Consider the following 21,370-nt stretch of genomic DNA (forward strand, 5'->3'; position numbering starts at 1 on the left):
GCGGCTCATGAAGGCTTCTCCGAGGGCGAGCTGACGGTCTTGCGCAGTCCGCGTTCGACGCGGTCGGCGAGGCCCTGCGCCTCGTTGCCGAGGCCGGCCTGGGCGGGCGCGGTGTTCGCACCGGACTTCATGGCCTCGGCGGCGGGCTGCGGGGTGTCGACGGTACGGCCGTCCGCCCAGCCCGAGACCGCGTAGACGACGACGGGGGCGTCGGTGAGGACGGAGACGGTCCAGGAAGCGCGCTGCTCGGTGCCGAAGCCTGCGGCGACGGTGTCCTTGGCGGCGTACGGCCGGGGCATGAGGTCGGTGCGGCTGCCGAGGCCCTCGTCCTTGAACCGCTTGCCGAGGGCACTCATGGCGGCGGCGTCGGCCTTGGTGAAGAGGAGGCCGACGGTGGTGACGTAGCTCTGGGTGGCGTCGGTGTAGGTGGCGCGCAGGAGGCGGGCACAGCCGACGGTCGAGAGCGCCTTGCGCAGCAGCGGGTCGAAGGCGTTCTGGCAGCCGCTGTCGGGCGCGACGGCGATACGTGTCCACGTCCGGTCGGCGCCGCCCGGGCCGGCGCCCTGGCCCTCGACCGTGGGTGGGAACAGCTGATCGACCGGGATGCTGTGCCAGAGATCGCGGGCCGTGGCGAAGGTGTCGTCTGCCCCGGCCTCCCCCGATTCCCCGCTGAGCCAACTCCCGGTCACGGCACCACCGATGAGCCCCAGCCCGAGCACGACACAGGCGGCCACGACGGCGATCCGCGACCGCCCCCTGAGCGACCGGGGCCGCGCCCTCTCGTCGTACCCCTCCGGCTCCCCGAACGAAATCACGGGCCGCTCCGAACCGGGTGCTCCGCCCGGCGCCATGGGGGCGCTCCAGGAGAGAGACGGGTCCGGGTTCAGGGTGGTGGCGTCCGGGGGCGGGGTGGTGGGCGCCGACGGGGTGCGCGGGGTGCTTGGCGGAGCGGTGGGGCGCGGCGGGATGCGGGACGCGCTCGCGGGACCGGTGGGCGGCGCGGGGATACGGGAGGCGCTCGCGGGCGCGGTGGGGGGCAGCGGGATGGACGCGCTCGGTGGAACCGTGGGCGCCGAAGGGATGCGGGAGGCGCTCGCGGGACCGTTCGATGCCGAAGGGGTGCGCGGGCCGTTTCCGGGGCCGGGGCCGGGGGCCGACGAAGACGTGCGCGGGCCGTTTCCGGAACCGGAGGTCGGCGAAGACGTGCGCCGGTCGCTTCCGGAACCGGAGGTCGGCGAAGACGTGCGCGCGTCGCTTTCCTGGCCGGTGGATGCCGGGGAAGTGCGGGGCGGGTCGGTGCGGCCCGGGGCCGGCGGCTCGTGGGCGGGCCGCGGGGGGAAGCCGGGGCGGCGTACGGGCTCGGCGGGGTTCGCACCCCGGTGGGTGTTCACCTCGGGGGGCAGCTCCGCGGAGATCGGACGCAGCCGGAAGGTCGTCTCCGCCGCGGTCTCGGCGGGTGGGCCGGTACGGCGCGGCGGTATCGCGGGGCGGTGGCTGGGGCGGGGCGGCACGGAACCCGACGCGGGAGTCGCGGCGTTCGGGCGCGGCGGCGGCACCAAGCCCGGCACGGAGGGCTCGGTACCAGGTCGGGACGGCACGGAACCCGACGTAGACGTCGTCGGTGGGATGTCCGGGAAGCGGGCGGAGGCTTTGGGCGGCGGCGGGCTCGCGGGGGCGGCGCCACGGGGGGAGGGCGTGCGCAGGTTCGGGAAACGGGGCCGGATGTCCTGGGACCCGGAGGTGCCCGCTTCACCGGACCGCTCTCGTCCCGGCCTCTCGGACGACCCTTGCCCCGCCTCACCGGATGCCGATCGGCCCGCTTCACCGGCACCAGATCGTCCCGAGCCGTCAAACTCCGACCGGCTCGACCTGTCGAACGCCGACCAACCCGACCCATCGAACCCGGACCGACCCGAGCCATCGACCCCTGACCTGCCCGATCCGCCGAACCCCGACTGACCCGACCCGCCGAACCCCGACCGGCCCGACGCGTCGAACTCCGACCGACCCAACCCGTCCAACCCAACCCGACCATCGTCCCCGGCCCAGGTCACGCCCCGGTCCCCGGCCTCCGGACGGCCCGTCGCGTCCGGGTGTTCCCGGTCCGCGTCACCGGTCTCCTGCCGGAGCAAGCCGTCGGTTCGGTCTCCGCTCACGTCGGCGAGCTCCTGTCGGCCCGGATCGTCGCCCTCGCCATCGCCCGCCGTAGGCGGTTCGGTGGGGCGTGGGGGGACCGCGGGGCGGCGTGCTTCTGTGCTCATGCGGGCCACCCCCCGTTTCCTCGTGCCCGGGCCGTCTCCTCGTACGCGGGCCGTTGTCCTCGTGGCCCGCCCGGAGCGGATTTTGCCGTCCGGGCACGCATACCCGCACGGGGGTTCCGGCATCCCGGCGCGGGCCTGCGACCGGGGGCGGGACGCCCTCCGTGCGTGCGCGTCACTCTACGGGTTGTTCCTGGGCGAACGGGCACCAGTCCACGAGCCCGGGGCATCTGCCCGGAACGTCCCCCTACCCTGCGGTAATCCAGTCTGGCAGGCTGCGTTCATGACTGCGCGCGCCGCCGACCGGGCCCGTTACGACCGGGCCACCGCCCATTTCGACGCCCCTCTCGCGATCGTGGACCTCGATGCCTTCGACGCGAACGCGGACGATCTCGTCCGCCGCGCCGGGGGCAAGCCGGTCCGGGTCGCCAGCAAGTCCGTACGCTGCCGGGCCCTGCTGGAGCGGGTGCTCGCGAAGGACGGGTTCGCGGGAATCATGTCGTTCACGCTCGCCGAGTCCCTGTGGCTGGCGCGGAGCGGGTTCGACGACATCCTGCTCGCCTATCCCTCCGCCGACCGCGCCGGCTTCGCCGAACTGGCCGCCGATCCCAAGCTCGCCGCCGCCGTGACGGTGATGGTCGACGACCCGGCGCAGCTCGGGTTCATCGACGAGGCGCGCGACGGCGGGCGCGAAGTGGTGCGGGTCTGCCTGGAGTTGGACACCTCGCTGAAGCTGTTCGGGGGCCGGGTGCGGGTCGGCGCCCTGCGCTCCCCGCTGCACTCCCCCGCCCAGGTCGCCGACATGGCCCGGGCCGTGGTCCGGCGGCCGGGGTTCAAGGTCGTCGGGATCATGGCGTACGAGGGGCACATCGCCGGTGTCGGTGACGCGGTCGCCGGGCGGCCGCTGCGGTCGCGTGCCGTGCGGCTGATGCAGGCCACCGCCCGCAAGGAACTCGCCGAGCGGCGCGGCGACGTGGTGCGCGCGGTCCGGGCCGTCGTGCCGGACCTGGAGTTCGTGAACGGCGGTGGCACGGGCAGTGTGCAGCACACCGCCGCGGAGGACGCGGTCACCGAGATCGGCGCCGGGTCGGGGCTGTACGTACCGCGGCTGTTCGACAACTACACGTCCTTCAGCGGTCGTCCGGCGGCGCTGTTCGCCCAGCCCGTCGTCCGGCGGCCGGGGGTCGGGGTCGTGACCGTCCTCGGCGGCGGCTATCCCGCCTCGGGCGCGGCCGGACCCGACCGGTTGCCGGTGCCGTACCTGCCGGAGGGGCTGAAGTACGACCCGCAGGAGGGGCCCGGCGAGGTCCAGACGCCCCTGCTCGGCTCCCCGGCCGACGACCTCCTGCTCGGCGACAGGGTGTGGTTCCGGCACGCCAAGGCCGGTGAGCTGTGTGAGCGGTTCGACATGCTGCACCTGATCGAGGGGGACGCGGTGACGGCGACCGTCCCGACGTATCGGGGCGAGGGCCGGACGTTCCTGTAGGTCAGCCGGTCGGACCGATGCTGCTGCCCACGCCGCCGCCCGTGTCCGCGTCGCCGATCGACCGGATCCCCTTGGTGATCCGGTCCATGTCGGCGAGCGGCGGGCCGTCGGGACCGGCGTCGAAGACGAACCGCACGATCACCGGGGACTCGCTGCCGACGCTGGACGGGAAGGCCAGGGACTGCACGTAACCGCCGGGCCCGTCGGCCGTCTTGACCCGCCAGCGCACGAAGTACCCGGCGCGTCCGGCCACCGCGACCGGTCCGGACTTGACGGTCCGGTGCGATGCGATGCCGCCGTAGAGGCGCCGGTCGAGACTGTCACGGTCGTATGCCGCGTCGGCCGCGTCCGGGATGTCCTGCTTGACGAGGGCCTCGGGGGACTTCTCGTCGTTCTCGGTGACCGTGCGGGTGAGGACGAGGCCGTGCCGGCACAGGCCGACGCCGGCCGGGCACTCGTACGTCCCGTCGTCCGTGGTCATGACGACGTCGTCCTCGGCCACGTTCTTCGGCGGGGTCCAGCCGTCGGGCAACGGCAGGGTGATGCCGTTGAGTTCGTCCACCACGACGTCCGGCACGGCGTCCGGGTCGGCGGGCGGTTCGGAGGTGGTCTGCGTCGGCGTGGGCGTGGGGAGGTCGGTGGACGGGACGGACGTCGGCAGGGCGCCGGTCGCCGGGCCGCCGCCGTCGTCGTCCTCGCCGAGTACGGCCACCCCGGTGACGATCGCGGCGACCAGGACGACGGCGGCGGTCGTGAGGGCGACCGCCTTGGCGCGCCCGGACACCCCGCCGGCCGGCTGCGGCGGTCCGGGCACCTCGGGTGCGCGCAGGTGTTCGGTCCATACCGCCCCGTCCCACCAGCGCTCCAGGTGGGGAGCCTGGGGGTCGGGGTACCAGCCGGGCGGGGGCGTCATGCTCATCCCGGCACTGTAGGGCGCGGGCTAGAGCGGCGTGACGTACGCCCCCGAGATTCCGCCGTCCACCAGGAAGTCGGTGGCGTTCACGAAGGAGGAGTCGTCGCTGGCCAGGAAGGCGACGGCGGCGGCGATCTCGTCGGCCTCGGCGAACCGGCCGAGCGGAATGTGCACGAGACGACGGGCGGCCCGCTCCGGGTCCTTGGCGAACAGCTCCTGGAGCAGGGGGGTGTTGACCGGTCCGGGGCAGAGGGCGTTGACGCGGATGCCCTCCCGCGCGAACTGCACGCCCAGTTCCCGGGACATGGCCAGGACGCCACCCTTGGACGCCGTGTACGAGATCTGCGAGGTCGCCGCGCCCATCCGGGCCACGAAGGACGCCGTGTTGATGATGGAGCCCCTGCCCTGGCGCCGCATGTACGGGATCGCGGCCTTGCAGCACAGGTAGACGGAGGTCAGGTTGACCTCCTGGACGCGCTTCCAGGCCTCCAGGCCGGTCTCCAGGATGGAGTCGTCGTCGGGCGGGGAGATGCCCGCGTTGTTGAAGGCGATGTCGACGCTGCCGTAGGTGTCGTACGCCGTCTTGAACAGCGCCTCGACCTGCTCGGGGTCGGTGACGTCGACCTTCACGAAGATCCCGCCGATCTCGTCGGCGGCCGCCTTGCCGCGGGCCTCGTCGACGTCGCCGCAGACGACGTGCGCGCCCTCGGAGGCGAGCCGGCGGGCGGTGGCGAGGCCGATGCCGCTGCCGGCTCCGGTGATGACGGCGGTACGGCCGACCAGGCGGCGGCAGATGATGGCGTCGGTGGACTGGGGGGATGACGTCACTGTGCGGGGCCCTCCGTACTGATGAAGACGTTCTTGGTTTCGGTGAAGGCGGTCAGGGCGTCCGGGCCGAGTTCGCGGCCGAGGCCGGACTGCTTGAAGCCGCCGAAGGGCGTCCAGTAGCGGACGCTGGAGTGCGAGTTGACGGACAGGTTGCCCGCACGGACCGCCTGGGAGACGCGCAGGGCGCGGCCGACGTCCCGGGTCCAGATGGAGCCGGCGAGGCCGTAGTCGGTGGCGTTGGCCAGGGCCACGGCCTCCGCCTCGTCCTCGAAGGGCAGGACGACGGCGACCGGGCCGAAGACCTCCTCGACGGCCACGCGCGCGTGCGGGTCGACGCCGGTGAGGAGGGTGGGCGGGAACCAGAATCCGGGGCCTTCGGGGGCCTTGCCGCGGATGCCGTGCAGATCGTCCGTCACGTAGGAACGCACCCGTTCCAGCTGGACCTTGGAGATCAGCGGGCCCATCTGGGTCTGCTCGTCGGCCGGGTCGCCGACGCGGACCGACTCGATCCCGGGGGCCAGCAGGTCGAGGAAGCGGTCGTAGGCGGAGCGCTGGACCAGGATGCGGGTGCGGGCGCAGCAGTCCTGGCCGGAGTTGTCGAGGAAGGCCATGGGAGCCGCCGCGGCGGCGGCTTCGAGGTCGGCGTCGGCGAAGACGATGTTGGGGCTCTTGCCGCCGAGTTCGAGGGTGACGCGCTTGAGCAGCGCGGAGCCCTTCGCCAGCACCTGTTTGCCCACGGCCGTCGACCCGGTGAAGACGATCTTCGCCACGCCGGGGTGCTCGACGAGCGCGTTGCCGGCGACGGGACCGTGGCCGGGCAGTACCTGGAAGAGCCCTTCGGGCAGGCCCGCCTCCAGGGCGAGTTCGGCCAGCCGCAGGGCGGTCAGCGGGGTCGTCTCGGCGGGCTTGAGGATCACCGCGTTGCCCGCGGCGAGCGCCGGGGCGGTGCCCCAGGCCGCGATCGGCATCGGGAAGTTCCAGGGGGCGATGACGCCGACGACTCCCAGCGGTTCGAGGATCGTGACGTCGAGGCCGCCGGGGACCGGGATCTGGCGTCCGGTCAGCCGTTCCACTCCCCCGGCCGCGTAGTCGAGCAGGTCGCGTACGTTGCCCGCCTCCCAGCGGGCGTTGCCGATGGTGTGGCCCGCCTCCCGGACCTCCAGCCGCGCCAGCTCCTCGAGGTGTTCGTCGACGGTGACGGCGAACCGGCGCAGCAGCCGGGCCCGGTCGCCGGGCGCGAGGGCGGCCCAGCGGACCTGTGCCTTGGTGGCGTGTACGACGGCCGTGTCCACGTCGGCGGCGGTGGCGGCCGGGACGGTGGCGACGACCTCCTCGGTCGCGGGGTTCAGTACGTCCAGGTCCAGGGTGTACTCGGCAGACAACAGGGGCCTCACAAGCGTTCGAAGGAGCGGCGCAGCTCCCAGTCGGTCACCGCGGCGTCGAAGGCGTCCAGTTCGACGCGCGCCATGTTGCGGTAGTGCGCGACGACCTCGTCTCCGAAGGCGGCCCGGGCGATCGGACTGTTCTCCCAGAGCTCGGCGGCCTCGCGCAGGGTGGTCGGCACGTGCTCGAAGCCGGCCGTGTAGGCGTTGCCCGAGCATGCCTCGGGAAGTTCCAGCTTCTGCTCGATGCCGTGCAGGCCGGCCGCGACCAGCCCGGACACCGCGAGGTACGGGTTGACGTCGCCGCCGGGCAGCCGGTTCTCGAAGCGCATCGAGCGGCCGTGGCCGACCACGCGCAGCGAGCAGGTGCGGTTGTCGTAGCCCCAGGCGACGGCGGTCGGCGCGAAGGAGCCCGGCTGGAACCGCTTGTAGGAGTTGATGTTGGGGGCGTAGAGGAGAGAGAAGTCCCTCAGGGCGGCCAGCTGCCCGGCGAGGAAGTAGCGCATGACGTCGGACATGCCGCCCTCGTCCTGCGCGGAACCGGCCATGGCGTTGTTTCCGGCCGCGTCCGCGAGGGAGAGGTGGATGTGGCAGGAGTTGCCCTCGCGCTCGTTGTACTTGGCCATGAAGGTGATCGAGACGCCCTCCTGGGCGGCGATCTCCTTGGTACCGGTCTTGTAGACGGCGTGCTGGTCGCAGGTGACCAGGGCGTCGTCGTAGCGGAAGGCGATCTCGTGCTGGCCGGGGTTGCACTCGCCCTTGGCGGACTCGACGGTGAGGCCGGCGGCGGCCATCTCGTTGCGGATGCGGCGCAGCAGGGGTTCGATGCGGCCGGTGCCGAGCACCGAGTAGTCGATGTTGTACTGGTTGGCCGGGGTCAGCCCCCGGTAGTTCGCGTCCCAGGCCTGCTCGTAGCTGTCCTTGAAGACGATGAACTCCAGCTCGGTGCCGACCTGGGCGGTGAAGCCGTGCTCGGCGAGGCGTTCCAGCTGGCGGCGCAGGATCTGGCGGGGGGCGGCGACGACCGGTGAGCCGTCGTTCCAAGCGAGGTCGGCCATGAGCATGGCCGTACCGGCGTTCCAGGGGACGCGGCGCAGCGTGCTGAGGTCGGGGTGCATGGCGAAGTCGCCGTAGCCGCGATCCCAGGAGGACATCTCATAACCGTCGACGGTGTTCATCTCGGTGTCGACGGCGAGGAGGTAGTTGCAGCCCTCGGTGCCGTGGTGGAGGACCTCGTCGAGGAAGAAACGGGCGGCGAACCGCTTGCCCTGGAGCCGCCCCTGCATGTCGGGAAAGGCCAGGACGACAGTGTCGATCTCACCGCCGGCGACGAGGGTGTGCAGTTCCTCGACGCTCAGCGGGGGTGTGCGGTCTGCCACTGGAAAGCCTCCTTCGGCTTCTTCGGTCAGCCGGAAGCCATAAGGTATTGCGGAGAACCATTGCTTGGGAAGGGGGCACGGCCACATGTCGCTGGAGGCTGACGGCGGCCCGGACGACCGGCTGACGCCGGTGCTGCGGCCGGTGCGGGCGGGCAACGGCTTCGAGGAGGCCCTGGAGCAGATCCTCCAGGTCGTACGGCTCGGTCTGGTGCCGGGCGGGGAGCGGCTGCCCGCGGAGCGGGAACTGGCGGAGCGGCTCGGCATCAGCCGGGTGACGCTGCGCGAGGTACTCAAGGTGCTCCAGGACCAGGGGCTGGTGGAGTCGCGGCGCGGGCGGTACGGCGGAACGTTCGTGCTGCCGCGTACGGACGCGGGCGGCGAGGACGAGCTGCGGCGGCGGATCGCCGAGGTCGACATCGAGGACGTCCTTCGCTTCCGGGAGGTTCTTGAGGTGGGGGCGGCGGGGCTGTGCGCGACGCACGGCCTCTCGGCGGAGCAGGCGGTGCGGCTGCGGGACGCCCTGGCCGCCACGCAGGACGCCCCGCTGTCCGAGTACCGCCGCCTGGACACCCTGCTCCACCTCACCCTCGCCGAGCTGTGCGGCTCGCCGACGCTGACCGCGCAGTACGCGGCGGTACGGGCCTCGGTGAGCGACCTCCTCGACTGCATCCCGCTCCTGGTGCGCAACCTCGAGCACTCCCAGCGTCAGCACACCGCGCTGGTCGAGGCGGTGCTCGACGGGGACGCGGACGGGGCGCGGGAGATGATGCGGGAGCACTGTGCGGGGACGGCGGCCCTGCTGCGGGGGTTCCTGGCGTGAGGAGGAGACTTGCCGTGAGGGAAAGGTTTCACAGCAGTCCATTGACTCGCTGCGGTTGATTCGCCGCGGTTGATCGAGTGCAGTCCATCGAGGGGTCGGAGGGGTACATGTCGGGCAGGCCGCTGATCGGTGTCAGTACGTACCTGGAGGCCAGGGCGCGCTGGGGCGTGTGGGAGCTGGAGGCCGCGCTGCTGCCCGCCGGGTATCCGCGGCTCGTGCAGCGCGCGGGCGGGCTGGCCGCCCTGCTCCCGCCGGACGCGCCGGAGCACGCCGCCGCGACCGTGGCCCGCCTCGACGGTCTGGTGATCGCGGGCGGCCCGGACGTCGAACCGGTCCGCTACGGCGCGCAGGCCGACCCCCGCACCGGACCGCCCGCCCGCGCCCGGGACGCCTGGGAGCTCGCCCTGGTCGAGGCGGCCCTGGCCGCGGGGATCCCGCTGCTGGGCATCTGCCGGGGCATGCAACTGCTGAACGTCGCCCTGGGCGGCACCCTCGTCCAGCACATCGACGGACACGCGGAGGTGCCCGGGGACTTCGGCCGGCACCCCGTCAAGCCCGTGCCGGGCACGTCGTACGCCGATGTCGTTCCGGAGGAGACCTCGGTGCCCACCTTCCACCACCAGGCGGTGGACCGCCTCGGCACGGGCCTGATCGCCTCGGCGCACGCGACGGACGGGACGGTGGAGGCGGTCGAACTGCCCGGCCCGCACTGGGTGGTCGGCGTGCAGTGGCATCCGGAGATGGGCGAGGACGTGCGGGTGATGCGGGCGCTGGTGGAGGCGGCGTCCTTGTAGAGAGCACCTCTCGACTCCCTTTGTACAGCACCTCTCGACCCACCGAGTCGGGTGATGGGTGGGCATAGGCCCGGGGGTCTGGGGGCGGAGCCGCCAGCAGCGCCCGCCTATCCGCGCGTCAGCGACAACAGTTCCCTGGCCGGTCCGACCGGCCGGTGCCCCGTAGGCCACACCGCTCGAAGGTCCCGGGCCAGTGAAACCCCCTCCACCGGCACGCTCACCAACCTCCGCATCGCCAACTCCTCCCGCACGGCCAGCTCGCTGAGCACCGCCGGCCCCGCCCCGCTGACCACCGCCGCCTTCACCGCCGTCGTGGACGACAGCTCGATCAGCGGCCGCGCCAGGCCGCCCAGGGCCGTGTCGAGGACCTGACGCGTGCCCGAGCCCTTCTCGCGCAGGATCAGTGGGGTCGCGGCCAGTTCGGAGCCCTCCACAGGTCGGCGACGGCGCGCCCACGGATGCCCCGGCGCCGTCACCACGATCAGGCGGTCGTGGGCGATGACCACCGAGTCCAGGCCGGTCGGGACGCTGAGCCCCTCCACGAACCCCAGATCGGCCTCGTCCGACAGCAGCCGCTCCGCGACCGCCGCCGAGTTGCCCGCGAGCAGCGACACCGCGGTGTCCGGCCGCTGGGCGCGCAGCGCGAGCAGCCAGCCCGGCAACAGGTACTCGGCGATCGTCATGCTCGCCGCCACCCGGAGCCGGGAGTCCCGGCGGTCGCGCAGGGCCTGCGCCCCCGCGTCGAAGGCCTCCGACGCCTCCACGATCCGCCGCGCCCAGTCGGTGACCAGCGCCCCGGCGTCGGTGAGCCGGGAGCCGCGCGGCGAACGGTCCACCAGCGCCACGCCCAGCTGGCGTTCCATCGAGCGGACCCGGCTGCTGGCGGCCGGCTGGGTGATGCCCAGCTCGCGCGCCGCGCCGCCCAGACTGCCGAGCCGCGCCACCGCCAGCAGCAGTTCCAGTGCTCCGAGATCCGGCACCCGGTGCGAGAGCGAGCCGCCCGTCCCGAACCGGGAGTTGTCCTGTTCCGCATCGCCACTCATAAAGACAGCTTATGTCCTCATAGACCCATACTCCCTGGTCGCGCCTCTCCTCCGGCGAGACCGTGGGCACATGGTCACCGCAGCCCGGCCTTTGCCCCGTGCCACCGCACACCCGCCGCGCGCCCTCGCCGTCCGTCACCTCGGACCGAACTGGTACGCCTCCGTCATGGGCACCGCCATCGTCGCCACCGCCGGAGCGGGCCTTCCCGGGCAGGTCCCCGGCCTGCGCACCGCCTGCACGACGGTCTGGGCCCTCTCCCTGGTGCTGCTCCTCGCCCTGTTCTGCGCCCGCGCCCTGCACTGGAGGCACCACCGCGACCAGGCCCGCGCCCACCTCCTCGACCCGGCCGTGGCTCCCTTCTACGGCTGCCTCGCCATGGCCCTGCTCGCCGTCGGCGGCGCCACCCTCACCGTCGGCCGGGACTGGATCGGCATCGAGGCGGCGGTCGCTCTGGACGCCGTGCTGTTCACCGCCGGGACGCTCGTGGGGCTGGCGGCCGCCGTCGCCGTGCCGTACATGATGGCCGTACGCCATCGTGTGGCGCCCGGGCAGGCCACGCCCGTGTGGCTGTTGCCGGTCGTCGCGCCCATGGTGTCCGCGGCCCTCGGGCCGCTGCTCGTGCCGCATCTGCCGCCCGGTCAGCCGCGGGAAACCCTGCTTCTCGCCTGCTTCGCCCTGTTCGGGCTGAGCCTGCTCGCCACCCTCGCCATGCTCCCGGTGGTCTTCGCGCGGCTGATCACCGGCGGGCCCCTGCCCCTCGCCCTCACCCCGACGCTGTTCCTGGTGCTCGGCCCGCTCGGCCAGTCCACGACCGCCGTCGGCAAGTTCGCGGACGTGGCGCCCGGGGTCGTACCGGCTTCCTACAGCGAGGGCTTCGGTGTCTTCGCGGTCCTGTACGGCGTTCCCGTCCTGGGCTTCGCGCTGCTGTGGTTCGGGCTCGCGACCACGCATGTCCTGCGCGCACGGCGGCAGGGTATGGGCTTCGCGATGACCTGGTGGGCGTTCACCTTCCCGGTGGGCACCTGCGTGACGGGCGCGGAGACACTGGCCCGGCACACCGGGCTCCTCGCCTACGACGGGCTCGCGGTCGGCCTGTACGTCGTCCTCGTCGCCGCCTGGGCCACCGCCGCCGTGCACACCGCGCGCGGTCTGCTCAGCGGCTCGCTGCTCGCAGCGCCTCGCCAAGGACCCGCGGCGCCTCGGCCAGCGAGGGCCCGTACCACGTCAGGTGCCGCCCGCTGACCAGCGCGCAGGGCAGCCCGGGGAAGGCCTCGGGGCCGTCGTCGGGTGTGAAGCGGTAGGGCTCGTCGGGGAGGACGACGACGTCCGGCGCGGCGGCCCGCAGTTCCTCGACGGTGATCCGCGGATAGCGTTCCGCGTGTCCCGCGTAGAGGTGGTCGACGCCGAGACGGGCCAGCACGTCGCCCGCGAAGGTGTCCCGGCCCAGGACCATCCACGGCCGGCGCCAGATGGGTACGACCGCTGTCGTACGGCGCTCAGGCGGTCGTAGCGCCGACCAGGCCTCCTCGGCCTCGTCGAGCCAGCGCGGGCGGGTCCCGGCCCCGCACGCCTGAAGCACTCGTTGGAGCTCCACGAAGGCCTCGGGCACGTCCTGCACCTCGGTCACCAGCACCTCGACGCCCGCCTCCCGCAGGGCGGCCAGGTCGGGGGCGCGGTTCTCCTCCTCGTTGGCGATCACCAGGTCGGGGGCGAGGGCGAGGATCCGGTCGACCTTCGGGTTCTTGGTGCCGCCGACGCGGGTGACGTCGAGACCGGCCGGATGCGTGCACCAGTCGGTGGCGCCGACCAGAGTGCCGGTCCCGGCCACGGCCTCCGTCAGGGACGGCACGAGCGAGACGACCCTCACCGGCGTGGCCGGTCCCGGACCGCCTCGATGTGCTCGGCCACGGCGACGACGACCACCCGGGTGTCGGCCACCGTCGCCCGCCAGCGGTGCCGCACACCGCCGGTCAGGTAGAGCGTGTCGCCACGGCCCAGCCGGTAGGCGCGGCCCTCGGCCTCGATCTCCACGGCACCGTCGGCGACGTACATCAACTGGTCGTTGCGGAACTGGAATTCACGGCCCGCGTCATGGTCGCCGGTGAACTCCGAGGCGTGCATCTGGTGGTGACCGCGCACCAGGGACCGCACCCGCGGCTCGTACACCGACTCGACCCCTTCGGAGCGTACGACGTCTACGCTGCACGCCGGGTCGGCGGCCGCGAGGAGTTCGACGGCGGTGGTGCGCAGGGCGTCGGCGACCTTCTCCAGGGAGGTCTGGCTGGGGCGCGCGCGCTCGTTCTCGATCTGACTCAGGAAGGGCACCGACAGGCCGCTGCGCTCCGCCACGACGGCGAGGGTGAGCTCCAGTGCCCGGCGCCGGCGTCGTACTGCCGCGCCCACCCGAAGGGGCTGTTCTTTGTGGTCGCCCATCGCTCCGGCTCCCTCCTTCGCTCGTCGGTGCGCATCCCGTGCGCCACGGCTCGGCGCACTGCTCTTGATGAGTTCTCTGCACCCTACGCAGGTTCGGCAAACCGTTTCATGCGCCCGTCACATCGACGACACACGCGGTGTCACCGGACCTCACAGATCGCGCCAGCGGATCGGCTCCCCGGAGTCGGCGGGCGCGGTTTTCCTCTGCGCGACGAAGAGGCCGACAGCAGGCCGGACAGCGGTCAGGGCCTTGGATGCGTGCTCTGTGTGATTGGCCGGATCCTTCTCGTGGAGAAGTACCTGGAGAGTAACTGGAGGAGTACCTCGGCGAGTACCCCACGAGTACCCCTGGACGGGGCCCCCGGACACGACCCGAGGGGCGGGCCTCGCCACACGCTGTCAGGACGCGTGGGGAGGCCCACCCCTCGGGCGGCTTCGGTACGGCGGCTACTGCGGGGTCATCCGGCCGACCATGTCCGGGTGCTCCTTCAGCCACGTGGCGACCGATTCCTCCTCGTGGCCCTGGCCGCCCTTGTTGATCTCGGCCTCCAGCGTGCCGAGTTCTTCCTCGCTCATCTTGAAGTTCTTGATCCACTTCGTGAGCTGCGGATACTGCCCGGGGAACTCCTTGTTGGAGATGGTGCGGATCGTGTTGCCCTCGCCGAAGAGCTTCTTGTCGTCCTTCAGCTTGGTCAGGTCGTACTGGCTGTACGCCCAGTGCGGCGACCACAGGACGACCGCGACGGGCTCCTTCTTGGCGTAGGCGCGCTTGAGCTCGGCCAGCATCGCCGGCGTCGAGCCGTCGACGACGTCGTACTCCTTGTCCAGGCCGTAGCCGGGCAGGACCTTCGTCTTGAGCAGGTTCATCTCACCGGTGCCCGGCTCGATGCCGATGATCTTCCCGTCGAAGAGGTCGGCCTTGCCCTTGAGGTCCTCGTAGGACTTGACGTCCTTGACGTACGAGGGCACCGCGACCTCCAGCGAGGTCGGTTCGTACCAGGTGCCCAGGTCCGCGAGTTTGTCCTTGCTCTTGTCCCAGTAGTTCTTCTGCGCGTAGGGCAGCCAGGCGTCGAAGTTGAGGTCGAGGTCCCCGGAGGCGAGGCCGGTGTAGACCGGGCCGACGTCCATCTGCTTGAGGTTCAGCTTGTAGCCGCGCCGCTCCAGGACGTTCTTCCACAGGTAGGTGACGGCGATGTCCTCGTCCCAGGGGAACCACGCCACGTCGATGGGCCGCTTGGCCTCGGCGGGGGCCGAGCCGGAGCCGCCCGCCACCGGGGCCAGCTTGTCGACGACGCCGGGGTTCTTCTTCAGCCAGGCGCGCACCGCGTCCTGCTGCTTGCCCTGGCCCGCCTTGTTGATCTCGGCTTCCAGGCCGGTGAGCTGCTTCTCGTCCATTGTGAAGTTCTTCAGCCACTCACCGACGACCGGGTTGTCGGCCGTGAAGCCCTTGCGGGCGGTGGTGTGGACGCCGTCGCCCTTGCCCCAGGCGCCCTTGGGGTCCTTGAGCTTCTTCAGGTCGTAGTCGCTGTAGGCCCAGTGCGGGGACCAGAGCGTGACGACGATCGGTTCCTTCTTGCTGTAGGCCCGCTTGAGCTCGGCCAGCATCGCCGGCGTGGAGCTGTCGACGACCTTGTACTCCTTGTCGAGGCCGTACGCCTTGAGGACCTTCGTCTTGAGCAGGCTAACCATGCCGGCGCTGGACTCGATGCCGGTGATCTTCCCGCCGAAGGTGGCGGCCTTGCCCTTGAGGTCCGCCAGGGAGTCGATGCCCTTCATGTAGGAGGGCACGCTCAGCTCCAGGGAGGTCTGGCCGTACCAGGCGCCGAGGTCTTCGAGCTGACTGCCGTACTTCTTCCAGTACTGCTCGTGAGTGGTCGGCAGCCAGGCGTCGGTCTGGAAGTCGACGGTGCCCTGCGCGAGGGAGGTGTAGAGCGGGCCGGCGTCGAACTGCTTGGTGTCCACCTGGTAGCCGCGCTCCTCCAGGATCTCCTTCCACAGGAAGGTCGAGGCGACGCCCTCGTCCCAGGGGATGTAGCCGATGCTGATCTTCTTGCCCTGGCCGACGTCCTTGGAGTCGGCCACGGTGGTGGAGCCGCCGTTGCCGCCGAAGATGCCCATGCCGCCCGCCACCAGGGCGAGGACGACGACACCGACCACGGCGATCTGCGGGCGCGGCCGGTACGACCAGACCTTCAGGCCCTGCGCGGCGCGTGCCTTTGCGGCGGCGCGGCGGCCCAGCGGGGAGACGTGGACGCCCAGGGCGCTGGTCATGCGGTCGAGGTAGATCGCGAGGATCACGATGGCGACACCGGCCTCGGAGCCGAGGCCGACGTTGAGCTGGCCGATGGCCTCGTTGACGTCGCCGCCGAGACCGCCGGTGCCGACCATGCCGGCGATGGCCGCCATGGACAGGCCGAGCATGATGACCTGGTTCACGCCGGCCATGACGGTGGGCAGCGCGAGCGGCAACTGGACGCGCAGCAGTGTGTCGCGCGGGGTGGTGCCGAACGCCTCGGCTGCCTCGACCAGTTCCTTGTCGACCTGCCGGATGCCCAGCTCCGTCATGCGCACGCCGGGGGCGAGCGCGAAGATCAGGGTGGCGACGATGCCCGCGGAGGCGCCGGTGCCGAAGAACAGGATCGCCGGGATGAGGTAGATCATCGCGGGCAGCGTCTGCATGAAGTCCAGCACCGGCCGGACCAGGCCGCTGACCCGGTTGGAGCGCGCCGCCCAGATGCCCACGGGCACCGATATGACGAGGGCGATGATCGTGGCGACGAGGACCAGCGACAGGGTCACCATCGCGTCCTCCCACAGTTCGAGGGAGTCGATGAAGGCGAATCCCGCGAAGGTGAGGACACCGGCGAGCGTGCCGCGCAGCCAGAAGGCGAGCACCGCGAAGATGCCCGCGAGGATCAGGGGTTCGGGCGCCTGGAGGACGGCGTCGATGGCGTCGTAGGTGCCGGTGAAGACGGACTTGAGGAAGTCGAAGAGCCAGGCCATGTGGCTGAGCAGCCAGTCGACGGCGTCGTTGACCCAGTCGCCGAGCGGAATCCTAGGCACGGGACATCACCTTGTCCCCGCCCTTGTCCCGCGGGGAGTCGCAGGCTTCGGGGTCACCCTGCTCGTCGCCCATGAAGGCGACGAGGCGTTGCCTGGGTACGCGACCGACGAGTTTGCGTTCCGCGTCGAGGACGGCCACGGGATGCGTCAGACGGGCGCTGATCGCGCAGAGTTCGGCGAACGGGGTGTCCGGCGTCGCGGTCTCGCAGCCGCAGCTGACCTCGTCGCCGACGACGTCCGTGTCCATGACGGACGAGGCGGTCAGCACGCGGGAGCGGTCGACGTCCTTGGTGAAGGAGGCGACGTAGTCGTCGGCGGGCCGGATGAGGATGTCCTCGGCCGTGCCGATCTGGACGATGCGGCCGTCGCGCATGACGGCGATGCGGTCGCCCAGGCGCATGGCCTCGTTGAGGTCGTGGGTGATGAAGACGATCGTCTTCTTCAGGGAGTCCTGGAGCTGCAGGAGCTGGTCCTGCATGTCGCGGCGGATCAGCGGGTCCAGCGCGCTGAAGGACTCGTCCATGAGCAGCAGGTCGGCGTCGGTGGCGAGGGCGCGGGCCAGGCCCACGCGCTGCTGCATGCCGCCGGACAGCTCGTCGGGCCAGGACTTCTCCCAGCCGGCCAGGCCGCACAGGGCGAGTGCCTCGGCGGCACGCGCCTCGCGCTCGCGGCGGGGCACGCCCTGGACGGCCAGGCCGTAGGCGGCGTTCTCCAGGACGCTGCGGTGCGGGAAGAGCGCGAAGTGCTGGAAGACCATGCTGATCTTCTTCGCGCGGACCTTGCGCAGTTCGCGGTCGGAGAGCGAGGTCAGATCATCGTCGTCGAAGCGGACGCTGCCCGCGGTCGGCTCCAGGAGGCCGTTGAGCATGCGCAGCAGCGTGGACTTGCCGGAACCGGACAGGCCCATCACCACGAAGATCTGCCCCGGTTCCACGGTGAAGGAGGCGTCGATCACCGCCGCGGTGGTGCCGTCGGCACGCAGCTCCTCCCGGTCGGCACCCTGTCGGAGCCGTTCGACTGCCTCGTTCGGTCGTCTGCCGAACACTTTGTACAGCGCTTCGGCCTCAAGTCTGGATGACACACGTACCTCTTGTCTCGGCGGCCAGGGACGGAGGCGAAGGGGCCGCCAAAGTTGAAACTGCAACCGGCATCGCTCCGGAGCCGCACCTGCCCTGGCCCATTCCGGCCAAACGCCCAGGTGGTGCAGTTCACAGGACGTTCACGCGCGAGAAGCTCTGCGTCACCGAAGGGTCTCTGTCAGTGCCGTACGGCATGATGCGTGGCGTGACCGGACGACTGATGCTCCTCGACACCGCCTCGCTCTACTTCCGCGCCTACTTCGGCATGCCGGAGTCCGTGAAGGCCCCGGACGGCACACCGGTGAACGCCGTGCGCGGGCTCCTGGAATTCATCGACCGCCTGGTCAAGGACCACCGCCCCGACCACCTGGTGGCCTGCATGGACGCCGACTGGCGCCCCCGGTGGCGGGTCGAGCTGATCCCCTCCTACAAGGCACACCGCGTCGCGGCGGAGCGCGAGGCCGGGCCCGACGAGGAGGAAGTGCCCGACACGCTCTCCCCGCAGGTGCCGATCATCGAGGCCGTCCTCGACGCGCTCGGCATCGCGCGCGTGGGCGTCGCGGAGTACGAGGCGGACGACGTGATCGGCACGTTCACCGCGCGGGCCAAGGGCCCGGTCGACATCGTCACCGGCGACCGGGACCTGTACCAGCTGGTGGACGACGAGCGCGAGGTGCGGGTGCTGTACCCGCTCAAGGGCGTCGGCTCGCTGCAGCTGACCGACGAGGCCTGGCTGCGCGAGAAGTATGGGGTCGACGGCAAGGGGTACGCGGACCTCGCGCTGCTGCGCGGCGACCCGAGCGACGGCCTGCCGGGGGTGCCCGGCGTCGGTGAGAAGACGGCGGCGAAGCTGCTCGCCGAGTTCGGCGACCTGGCCGGCATCCTTGCCGCGGTCGACGACCCGAAGGCGAAGCTCACCCCGGCACAGCGCAGGCGACTGGACGAGTCGCGGCCGTATCTGGCGGTGGCGCCCAAGGTCGTCAAGGTCGCGGACGACGTCCCGCTGCCGGATGTCGACACGGCGCTGCCGCGGGTGCCGCGCGATGCCGTGGCGCTGAACGGGTTGGCCGCCCACTGGGGATTGGGTGGATCATTGCAGCGGCTGCTCGCGACGCTCGTCGCATAGGCGGCGCAGGCGCCGCGCTGGGGTTAAAAGTCCCTACAGAGAGGTTCATGGACCTCTCATGTGGGGGGTATTCACTGGGGGAAGGTGTTAACTTAGGTAAGCCTAAGCAAAGGGAACTGGGAGGCCGCCATGGCAGAACGACCGGGACGACAGCCGCGCAGGCCCCACTTCGCGCAGGTCCTCCGCACCGAGCGGCTGACCCCGCACATGCAGCGCGTGGTGCTCGGCGGTGAGGGTCTGGCCGACTTCTCGGCGGACACCTGCACGGACCACTACGTGAAGATCCTGTTCCCGGCCGAGGGCGTGACCTACCCCGAGCCCTTCGACATGCAGCGGATCCGCGAGGAGTTCCCGCGCGAGCAGTGGCCCGTGACCCGGACGTACACGGTCCGCCACTGGGACCCGCAACACCGCGAACTGACGCTGGACTTCGTGATCCACGGCGACGAGGGCCTCGCCGGACCGTGGGCGCTGCGCACCCAACCGGGTGAGAACGTCTGGTTCATGGGCCCGGGCGGCGCCTACACCCCCGACCCGACCGCCGACTGGCACCTGCTCGTGGGTGACGAGAGCGCGCTGCCCGCGATCGCCCGTTCCCTGGAGGCACTGCCCGACGGCGCCCGTGCCCACGCCTTCATCGAGGTCGCCGGGCCGGAGGAGGAGCAGAAGATCGACTCCGACGTGGAGGTCGTCTGGCTGCACCGCGGCGAGGGCCGCATCGGCGACGCGCTGACCGAGGCCGTACGGGCGCTGGAGTTCCCCGAGGGCCGCGTGCACGCGTTCGTACACGGCGAGGCGCACTTCGTGAAGCAGCTGCGCCATCTCCTGCGGGTCGAGCGCGGCGTCGCCCGCGAGGACCTGTCGATCTCCGGCTACTGGCGGCTCGGCCACAACGAGGACGGCTGGCAGGCCTCCAAGCGGGAGTGGAACGCAGTGATCGAGGCGGAGCAGGAGGGGGCGACGCCCGTCGCGTAGCCGGCCGGTCACCCAGGAACCACTGAAGCGGCGGCACCTACGAGGTGCCGCCGCTTCACGGTCTCGGCCACGGAAAACAGGCGCGACATATCGCGACTTACCGCGTGTCGCGCGAGCGTGAGCACTTGGGCCCGCACCGGACACGGCGACGTGACGCCACCGAAACAGCGTCTGCCTAATTTCTGTCGCTCGACAGGAATTCAGCGCGAAGGCAGGTGCCGCCGTGACGACAACCACTCCGTCCGACGTACGCCCCGATCCACCGCACTCCCCCGACGACCGTTCCCTCACCGAGTTCGGCTACCCCCAGGAACTGCACCGCAGCCTGGGCCGGTACGCGTCCTTCGCAGCCGGGTTCTCCTTCATCTCCGTTCTGACGACCGTCTTCCAGTTCTTCGCCTTCGGGTACGCGTTCGGCGGCCCCGTCTTCTTCTGGACCTGGCCGGCGGTACTGATCGGGCAGCTCCTGGTGGCCGCCTGCTTCGCCGAACTGGCCGCCCGCTACCCGATCTCCGGCGCCATCTACCAGTGGTCGTCCCGGCTTTCCAACCTCACCTTCGGCTGGTTCGCCGGCTGGATCATGGTGATCGGTCAGATCGTGGTCGTCGCGGCGGCCGCGCTGGCCCTGCAGATCGTGCTGCCCGCGATCTGGTCCGGCTTCCAGCTGATCGGCACCGACCCGGCGCCCACCTCGGCGGACGGCGCGGCCAACGCGGCCGTCCTCGGCGTGATCCTGCTGGCCCTGACCACGCTGGTGAACGTCCTCGACAACCGCGTGATGTCCGTGATCAACCGCGTCGGCGTCACCGCCGAGATCATCGGCGCGGTCCTGATCATCGTCCTGCTGCTCACCCACTCCGAGCGCACCCCCGGCATCACCTTCCACACCGAGGGCGCCGCCCAGTCCGGCCTGCTCGGAGCCCTGCTGGTGGGCTCCTTCGCGGCGGCGTACGTGATGATCGGCTTCGACAGCGCGGGCGAGATGAGCGAGGAGACCCGCGGCCCCCGCCGCACCGCGCCCCGCACGATCCTGGTCGCGCTCGGCGCGGCCGGTCTGCTCGCCACCCTGATCGTCCTCGGCGGCCTGCTCGCCGCCCCCAGCCTCACCGACGGCCGCCTGGCCGTCGAGGGCCTGAGCTACGTCCTCACCAGCAGCCTGGGCGACGGCGTCGGCCGCGTGCTGCTGGCCGACGTGGTGGTGGCGATCGCCGTGGCGACCCTGGCGATCCAGACGGCCGCCTGCCGGATGCTGTTCTCCATGGCCCGCGACGGCCAGCTCCCCTTCTCCCGCCGCCTCGCCAAGGTCAACCCGCGCACCGGCATGCCGAGCGCCCCGGCCCTGGTGGTCGGCGTCCTGGCGGCGGCCGTGCTGCTGCTCAACTTCGCCTCCCCGGAGGCGTTCCTGGCCATCGGCACCACCTGCATCGTGATGCTGTACCTGGCCTACGCGATGGTCACCGGCCCGCTCCTGGTGCGCCGCCTGCGCGGCGAGTTCACCGTCGAAGGCACCGACGAGACGGGCGCCCGCCTCTTCTCCCTCGGCCGCTGGGGCGTCCCCGTCAACGCCCTCGCCCTCCTGTACGGCCTGTTCATGACGGTCAACCTCGCCTGGCCACGGGCAGCGGTGTACGACCCGGCGGGCGGGCACTGGTACTTCCAGTGGTTCACCGTGCTGTTCCTCACCGTGACCGTGGCGATCGGCGTGGCCTTCCGGGCGTACCGGGCCCGTACGCCGGTCGCGGAGGCACCCGAGGCGGTCGCGGCCTGAAGACCGGGGCCACGGCGTACCC

Annotated in this window: 17 protein-coding genes; 7 read left to right on the forward strand and 10 right to left on the reverse strand. The window is 71.6% G+C overall.

Going from position 1 to position 21,370, the window contains the following annotated elements:
- Window positions 1–5: 5 nt before the first annotated feature.
- Window positions 6–1,568 (reverse strand): hypothetical protein, encoded by a 1,563-nt coding sequence (locus tag QFZ76_RS11185; protein ID WP_307673574.1) that lies wholly within the window; start codon window positions 1,566–1,568, stop codon window positions 6–8.
- A gap of 973 nt (window positions 1,569–2,541) precedes the next feature.
- On the opposite strand from QFZ76_RS11185, the gene QFZ76_RS11190 reads away from it, so the two are divergent.
- On the forward strand, window positions 2,542–3,744 hold the full coding sequence (locus QFZ76_RS11190; RefSeq protein WP_307673575.1) for an amino acid deaminase/aldolase: 1,203 nt from the start codon (window positions 2,542–2,544) through the stop codon (window positions 3,742–3,744).
- 1 nt (window position 3,745) lies between these two features.
- Here the strand turns inward: QFZ76_RS11190 and QFZ76_RS11195 are convergent, their stop codons facing one another.
- From QFZ76_RS11195 to QFZ76_RS11210, 4 genes are read right to left on the reverse strand one after another with little or no spacing between them, the layout of a single operon-like run.
- Window positions 3,746–4,657: a DUF2510 domain-containing protein gene (locus QFZ76_RS11195; RefSeq protein WP_307679984.1), complete on the reverse strand. Its 912-nt coding sequence runs from the start codon at window positions 4,655–4,657 to the stop codon at window positions 3,746–3,748.
- A 27-nt stretch (window positions 4,658–4,684) separates the two neighbouring features.
- The gene (locus QFZ76_RS11200) at window positions 4,685–5,485 is read right to left on the reverse strand and encodes a 3-oxoacyl-ACP reductase (protein WP_307673576.1); all 801 of its coding nucleotides are present in this window, start codon (window positions 5,483–5,485) and stop codon (window positions 4,685–4,687) included.
- The gene (locus QFZ76_RS11205) at window positions 5,482–6,867 is read right to left on the reverse strand and encodes an aldehyde dehydrogenase (protein WP_307673577.1); all 1,386 of its coding nucleotides are present in this window, start codon (window positions 6,865–6,867) and stop codon (window positions 5,482–5,484) included. The genes QFZ76_RS11200 and QFZ76_RS11205 overlap by 4 nt, the downstream gene beginning before the upstream one ends.
- Before the next feature lie 8 nt (window positions 6,868–6,875).
- Entirely contained in the window at window positions 6,876–8,246 is a 1,371-nt protein-coding gene (locus tag QFZ76_RS11210) for a glutamine synthetase family protein (protein WP_307673578.1), read from the reverse strand.
- Between the two features lie 85 nt (window positions 8,247–8,331).
- On the opposite strand from QFZ76_RS11210, the gene QFZ76_RS11215 reads away from it, so the two are divergent.
- Together QFZ76_RS11215 and QFZ76_RS11220 are read left to right on the forward strand one after the other, a co-directional pair.
- Window positions 8,332–9,066: a FadR/GntR family transcriptional regulator gene (locus QFZ76_RS11215; protein WP_307673579.1), complete on the forward strand. Its 735-nt coding sequence runs from the start codon at window positions 8,332–8,334 to the stop codon at window positions 9,064–9,066.
- Window positions 9,067–9,173: 107 nt separating this feature from the next.
- Window positions 9,174–9,860, forward strand: a complete 687-nt coding sequence (locus QFZ76_RS11220) for a gamma-glutamyl-gamma-aminobutyrate hydrolase family protein (protein ID WP_307673580.1) — start codon at window positions 9,174–9,176, stop codon at window positions 9,858–9,860.
- Window positions 9,861–9,967: 107 nt separating this feature from the next.
- On the opposite strand, the gene QFZ76_RS11225 is transcribed toward QFZ76_RS11220, so the two are convergent.
- Window positions 9,968–10,903, reverse strand: coding sequence for a LysR family transcriptional regulator (locus QFZ76_RS11225; RefSeq protein WP_307673581.1), 936 nt, complete (start codon window positions 10,901–10,903; stop codon window positions 9,968–9,970).
- 70 nt (window positions 10,904–10,973) lie between these two features.
- On the opposite strand from QFZ76_RS11225, the gene QFZ76_RS11230 reads away from it, so the two are divergent.
- Window positions 10,974–12,146: a TDT family transporter gene (locus tag QFZ76_RS11230; protein WP_307673582.1), complete on the forward strand. Its 1,173-nt coding sequence runs from the start codon at window positions 10,974–10,976 to the stop codon at window positions 12,144–12,146.
- Here the strand turns inward: QFZ76_RS11230 and QFZ76_RS11235 are convergent.
- The 4 genes from QFZ76_RS11235 to QFZ76_RS11250 all read right to left on the reverse strand — a co-directional run bounded on the left by QFZ76_RS11235 (window position 12,058) and on the right by QFZ76_RS11250 (window position 17,481).
- Complete coding sequence (locus tag QFZ76_RS11235; RefSeq protein ID WP_307673583.1) at window positions 12,058–12,771, reverse strand: helical backbone metal receptor; 714 nt, start codon at window positions 12,769–12,771, stop codon at window positions 12,058–12,060. The genes QFZ76_RS11230 and QFZ76_RS11235 overlap by 89 nt on opposite strands.
- Complete coding sequence (locus tag QFZ76_RS11240; protein ID WP_266442655.1) at window positions 12,768–13,337, reverse strand: helix-turn-helix domain-containing protein; 570 nt, start codon at window positions 13,335–13,337, stop codon at window positions 12,768–12,770. Before QFZ76_RS11240 ends, QFZ76_RS11235 begins: the two co-directional genes overlap by 4 nt.
- A 447-nt stretch (window positions 13,338–13,784) precedes the next feature.
- Window positions 13,785–16,400 carry an ABC transporter permease/substrate binding protein gene (locus QFZ76_RS11245; protein WP_307673584.1) on the reverse strand — a complete coding sequence of 872 codons (2,616 nt, stop codon included), beginning with the start codon at window positions 16,398–16,400 and terminating at the stop codon, window positions 13,785–13,787.
- Window positions 16,393–17,481 (reverse strand): glycine betaine/L-proline ABC transporter ATP-binding protein, encoded by a 1,089-nt coding sequence (locus QFZ76_RS11250; RefSeq protein WP_307673585.1) that lies wholly within the window; start codon window positions 17,479–17,481, stop codon window positions 16,393–16,395. Before QFZ76_RS11250 ends, QFZ76_RS11245 begins: the two co-directional genes overlap by 8 nt.
- Window positions 17,482–17,675: 194 nt before the next feature.
- On the opposite strand from QFZ76_RS11250, the gene QFZ76_RS11255 reads away from it, so the two are divergent.
- From QFZ76_RS11255 to QFZ76_RS11265, 3 genes are all read left to right on the forward strand, one after another.
- Entirely contained in the window at window positions 17,676–18,605 is a 930-nt protein-coding gene (locus QFZ76_RS11255; protein WP_307679985.1) for a 5'-3' exonuclease, read from the forward strand.
- Between the two features lie 129 nt (window positions 18,606–18,734).
- The gene (locus tag QFZ76_RS11260) at window positions 18,735–19,580 is read left to right on the forward strand and encodes a siderophore-interacting protein (RefSeq protein WP_307673586.1); all 846 of its coding nucleotides are present in this window, start codon (window positions 18,735–18,737) and stop codon (window positions 19,578–19,580) included.
- A 223-nt stretch (window positions 19,581–19,803) separates the two neighbouring features.
- Window positions 19,804–21,348, forward strand: a complete 1,545-nt coding sequence (locus QFZ76_RS11265) for an amino acid permease (protein ID WP_307673587.1) — start codon at window positions 19,804–19,806, stop codon at window positions 21,346–21,348.
- Window positions 21,349–21,370 lie beyond the last annotated feature (22 nt).

This window comes from Streptomyces sp. V4I2 (genome assembly GCF_030817655.1).
Lineage (GTDB): Bacteria > Actinomycetota > Actinomycetes > Streptomycetales > Streptomycetaceae > Streptomyces > Streptomyces plumbiresistens.

Excerpts from the sequence above, each read along its gene's own strand:
- QFZ76_RS11190 (WP_307673575.1), top strand. The coding sequence starts at position 2,542 with ATGACTGCGCGCGCCGCCGACCGGGCCCGTTACGACCGGGCCACCGCC.
- QFZ76_RS11195 (WP_307679984.1), bottom strand. The coding sequence starts at position 4,657 with ATGACGCCCCCGCCCGGCTGGTACCCCGACCCCCAGGCTCCCCACCTG.
- QFZ76_RS11215 (WP_307673579.1), top strand. The coding sequence starts at position 8,332 with ATGTCGCTGGAGGCTGACGGCGGCCCGGACGACCGGCTGACGCCGGTG.
- QFZ76_RS11220 (WP_307673580.1), top strand. The coding sequence starts at position 9,174 with ATGTCGGGCAGGCCGCTGATCGGTGTCAGTACGTACCTGGAGGCCAGG.
- QFZ76_RS11225 (WP_307673581.1), bottom strand. The coding sequence starts at position 10,903 with ATGAGTGGCGATGCGGAACAGGACAACTCCCGGTTCGGGACGGGCGGC.
- QFZ76_RS11230 (WP_307673582.1), top strand. The coding sequence starts at position 10,974 with ATGGTCACCGCAGCCCGGCCTTTGCCCCGTGCCACCGCACACCCGCCG.
- QFZ76_RS11240 (WP_266442655.1), bottom strand. The coding sequence starts at position 13,337 with ATGGGCGACCACAAAGAACAGCCCCTTCGGGTGGGCGCGGCAGTACGA.
- QFZ76_RS11255 (WP_307679985.1), top strand. The coding sequence starts at position 17,676 with ATGCGTGGCGTGACCGGACGACTGATGCTCCTCGACACCGCCTCGCTC.
- QFZ76_RS11260 (WP_307673586.1), top strand. The coding sequence starts at position 18,735 with ATGGCAGAACGACCGGGACGACAGCCGCGCAGGCCCCACTTCGCGCAG.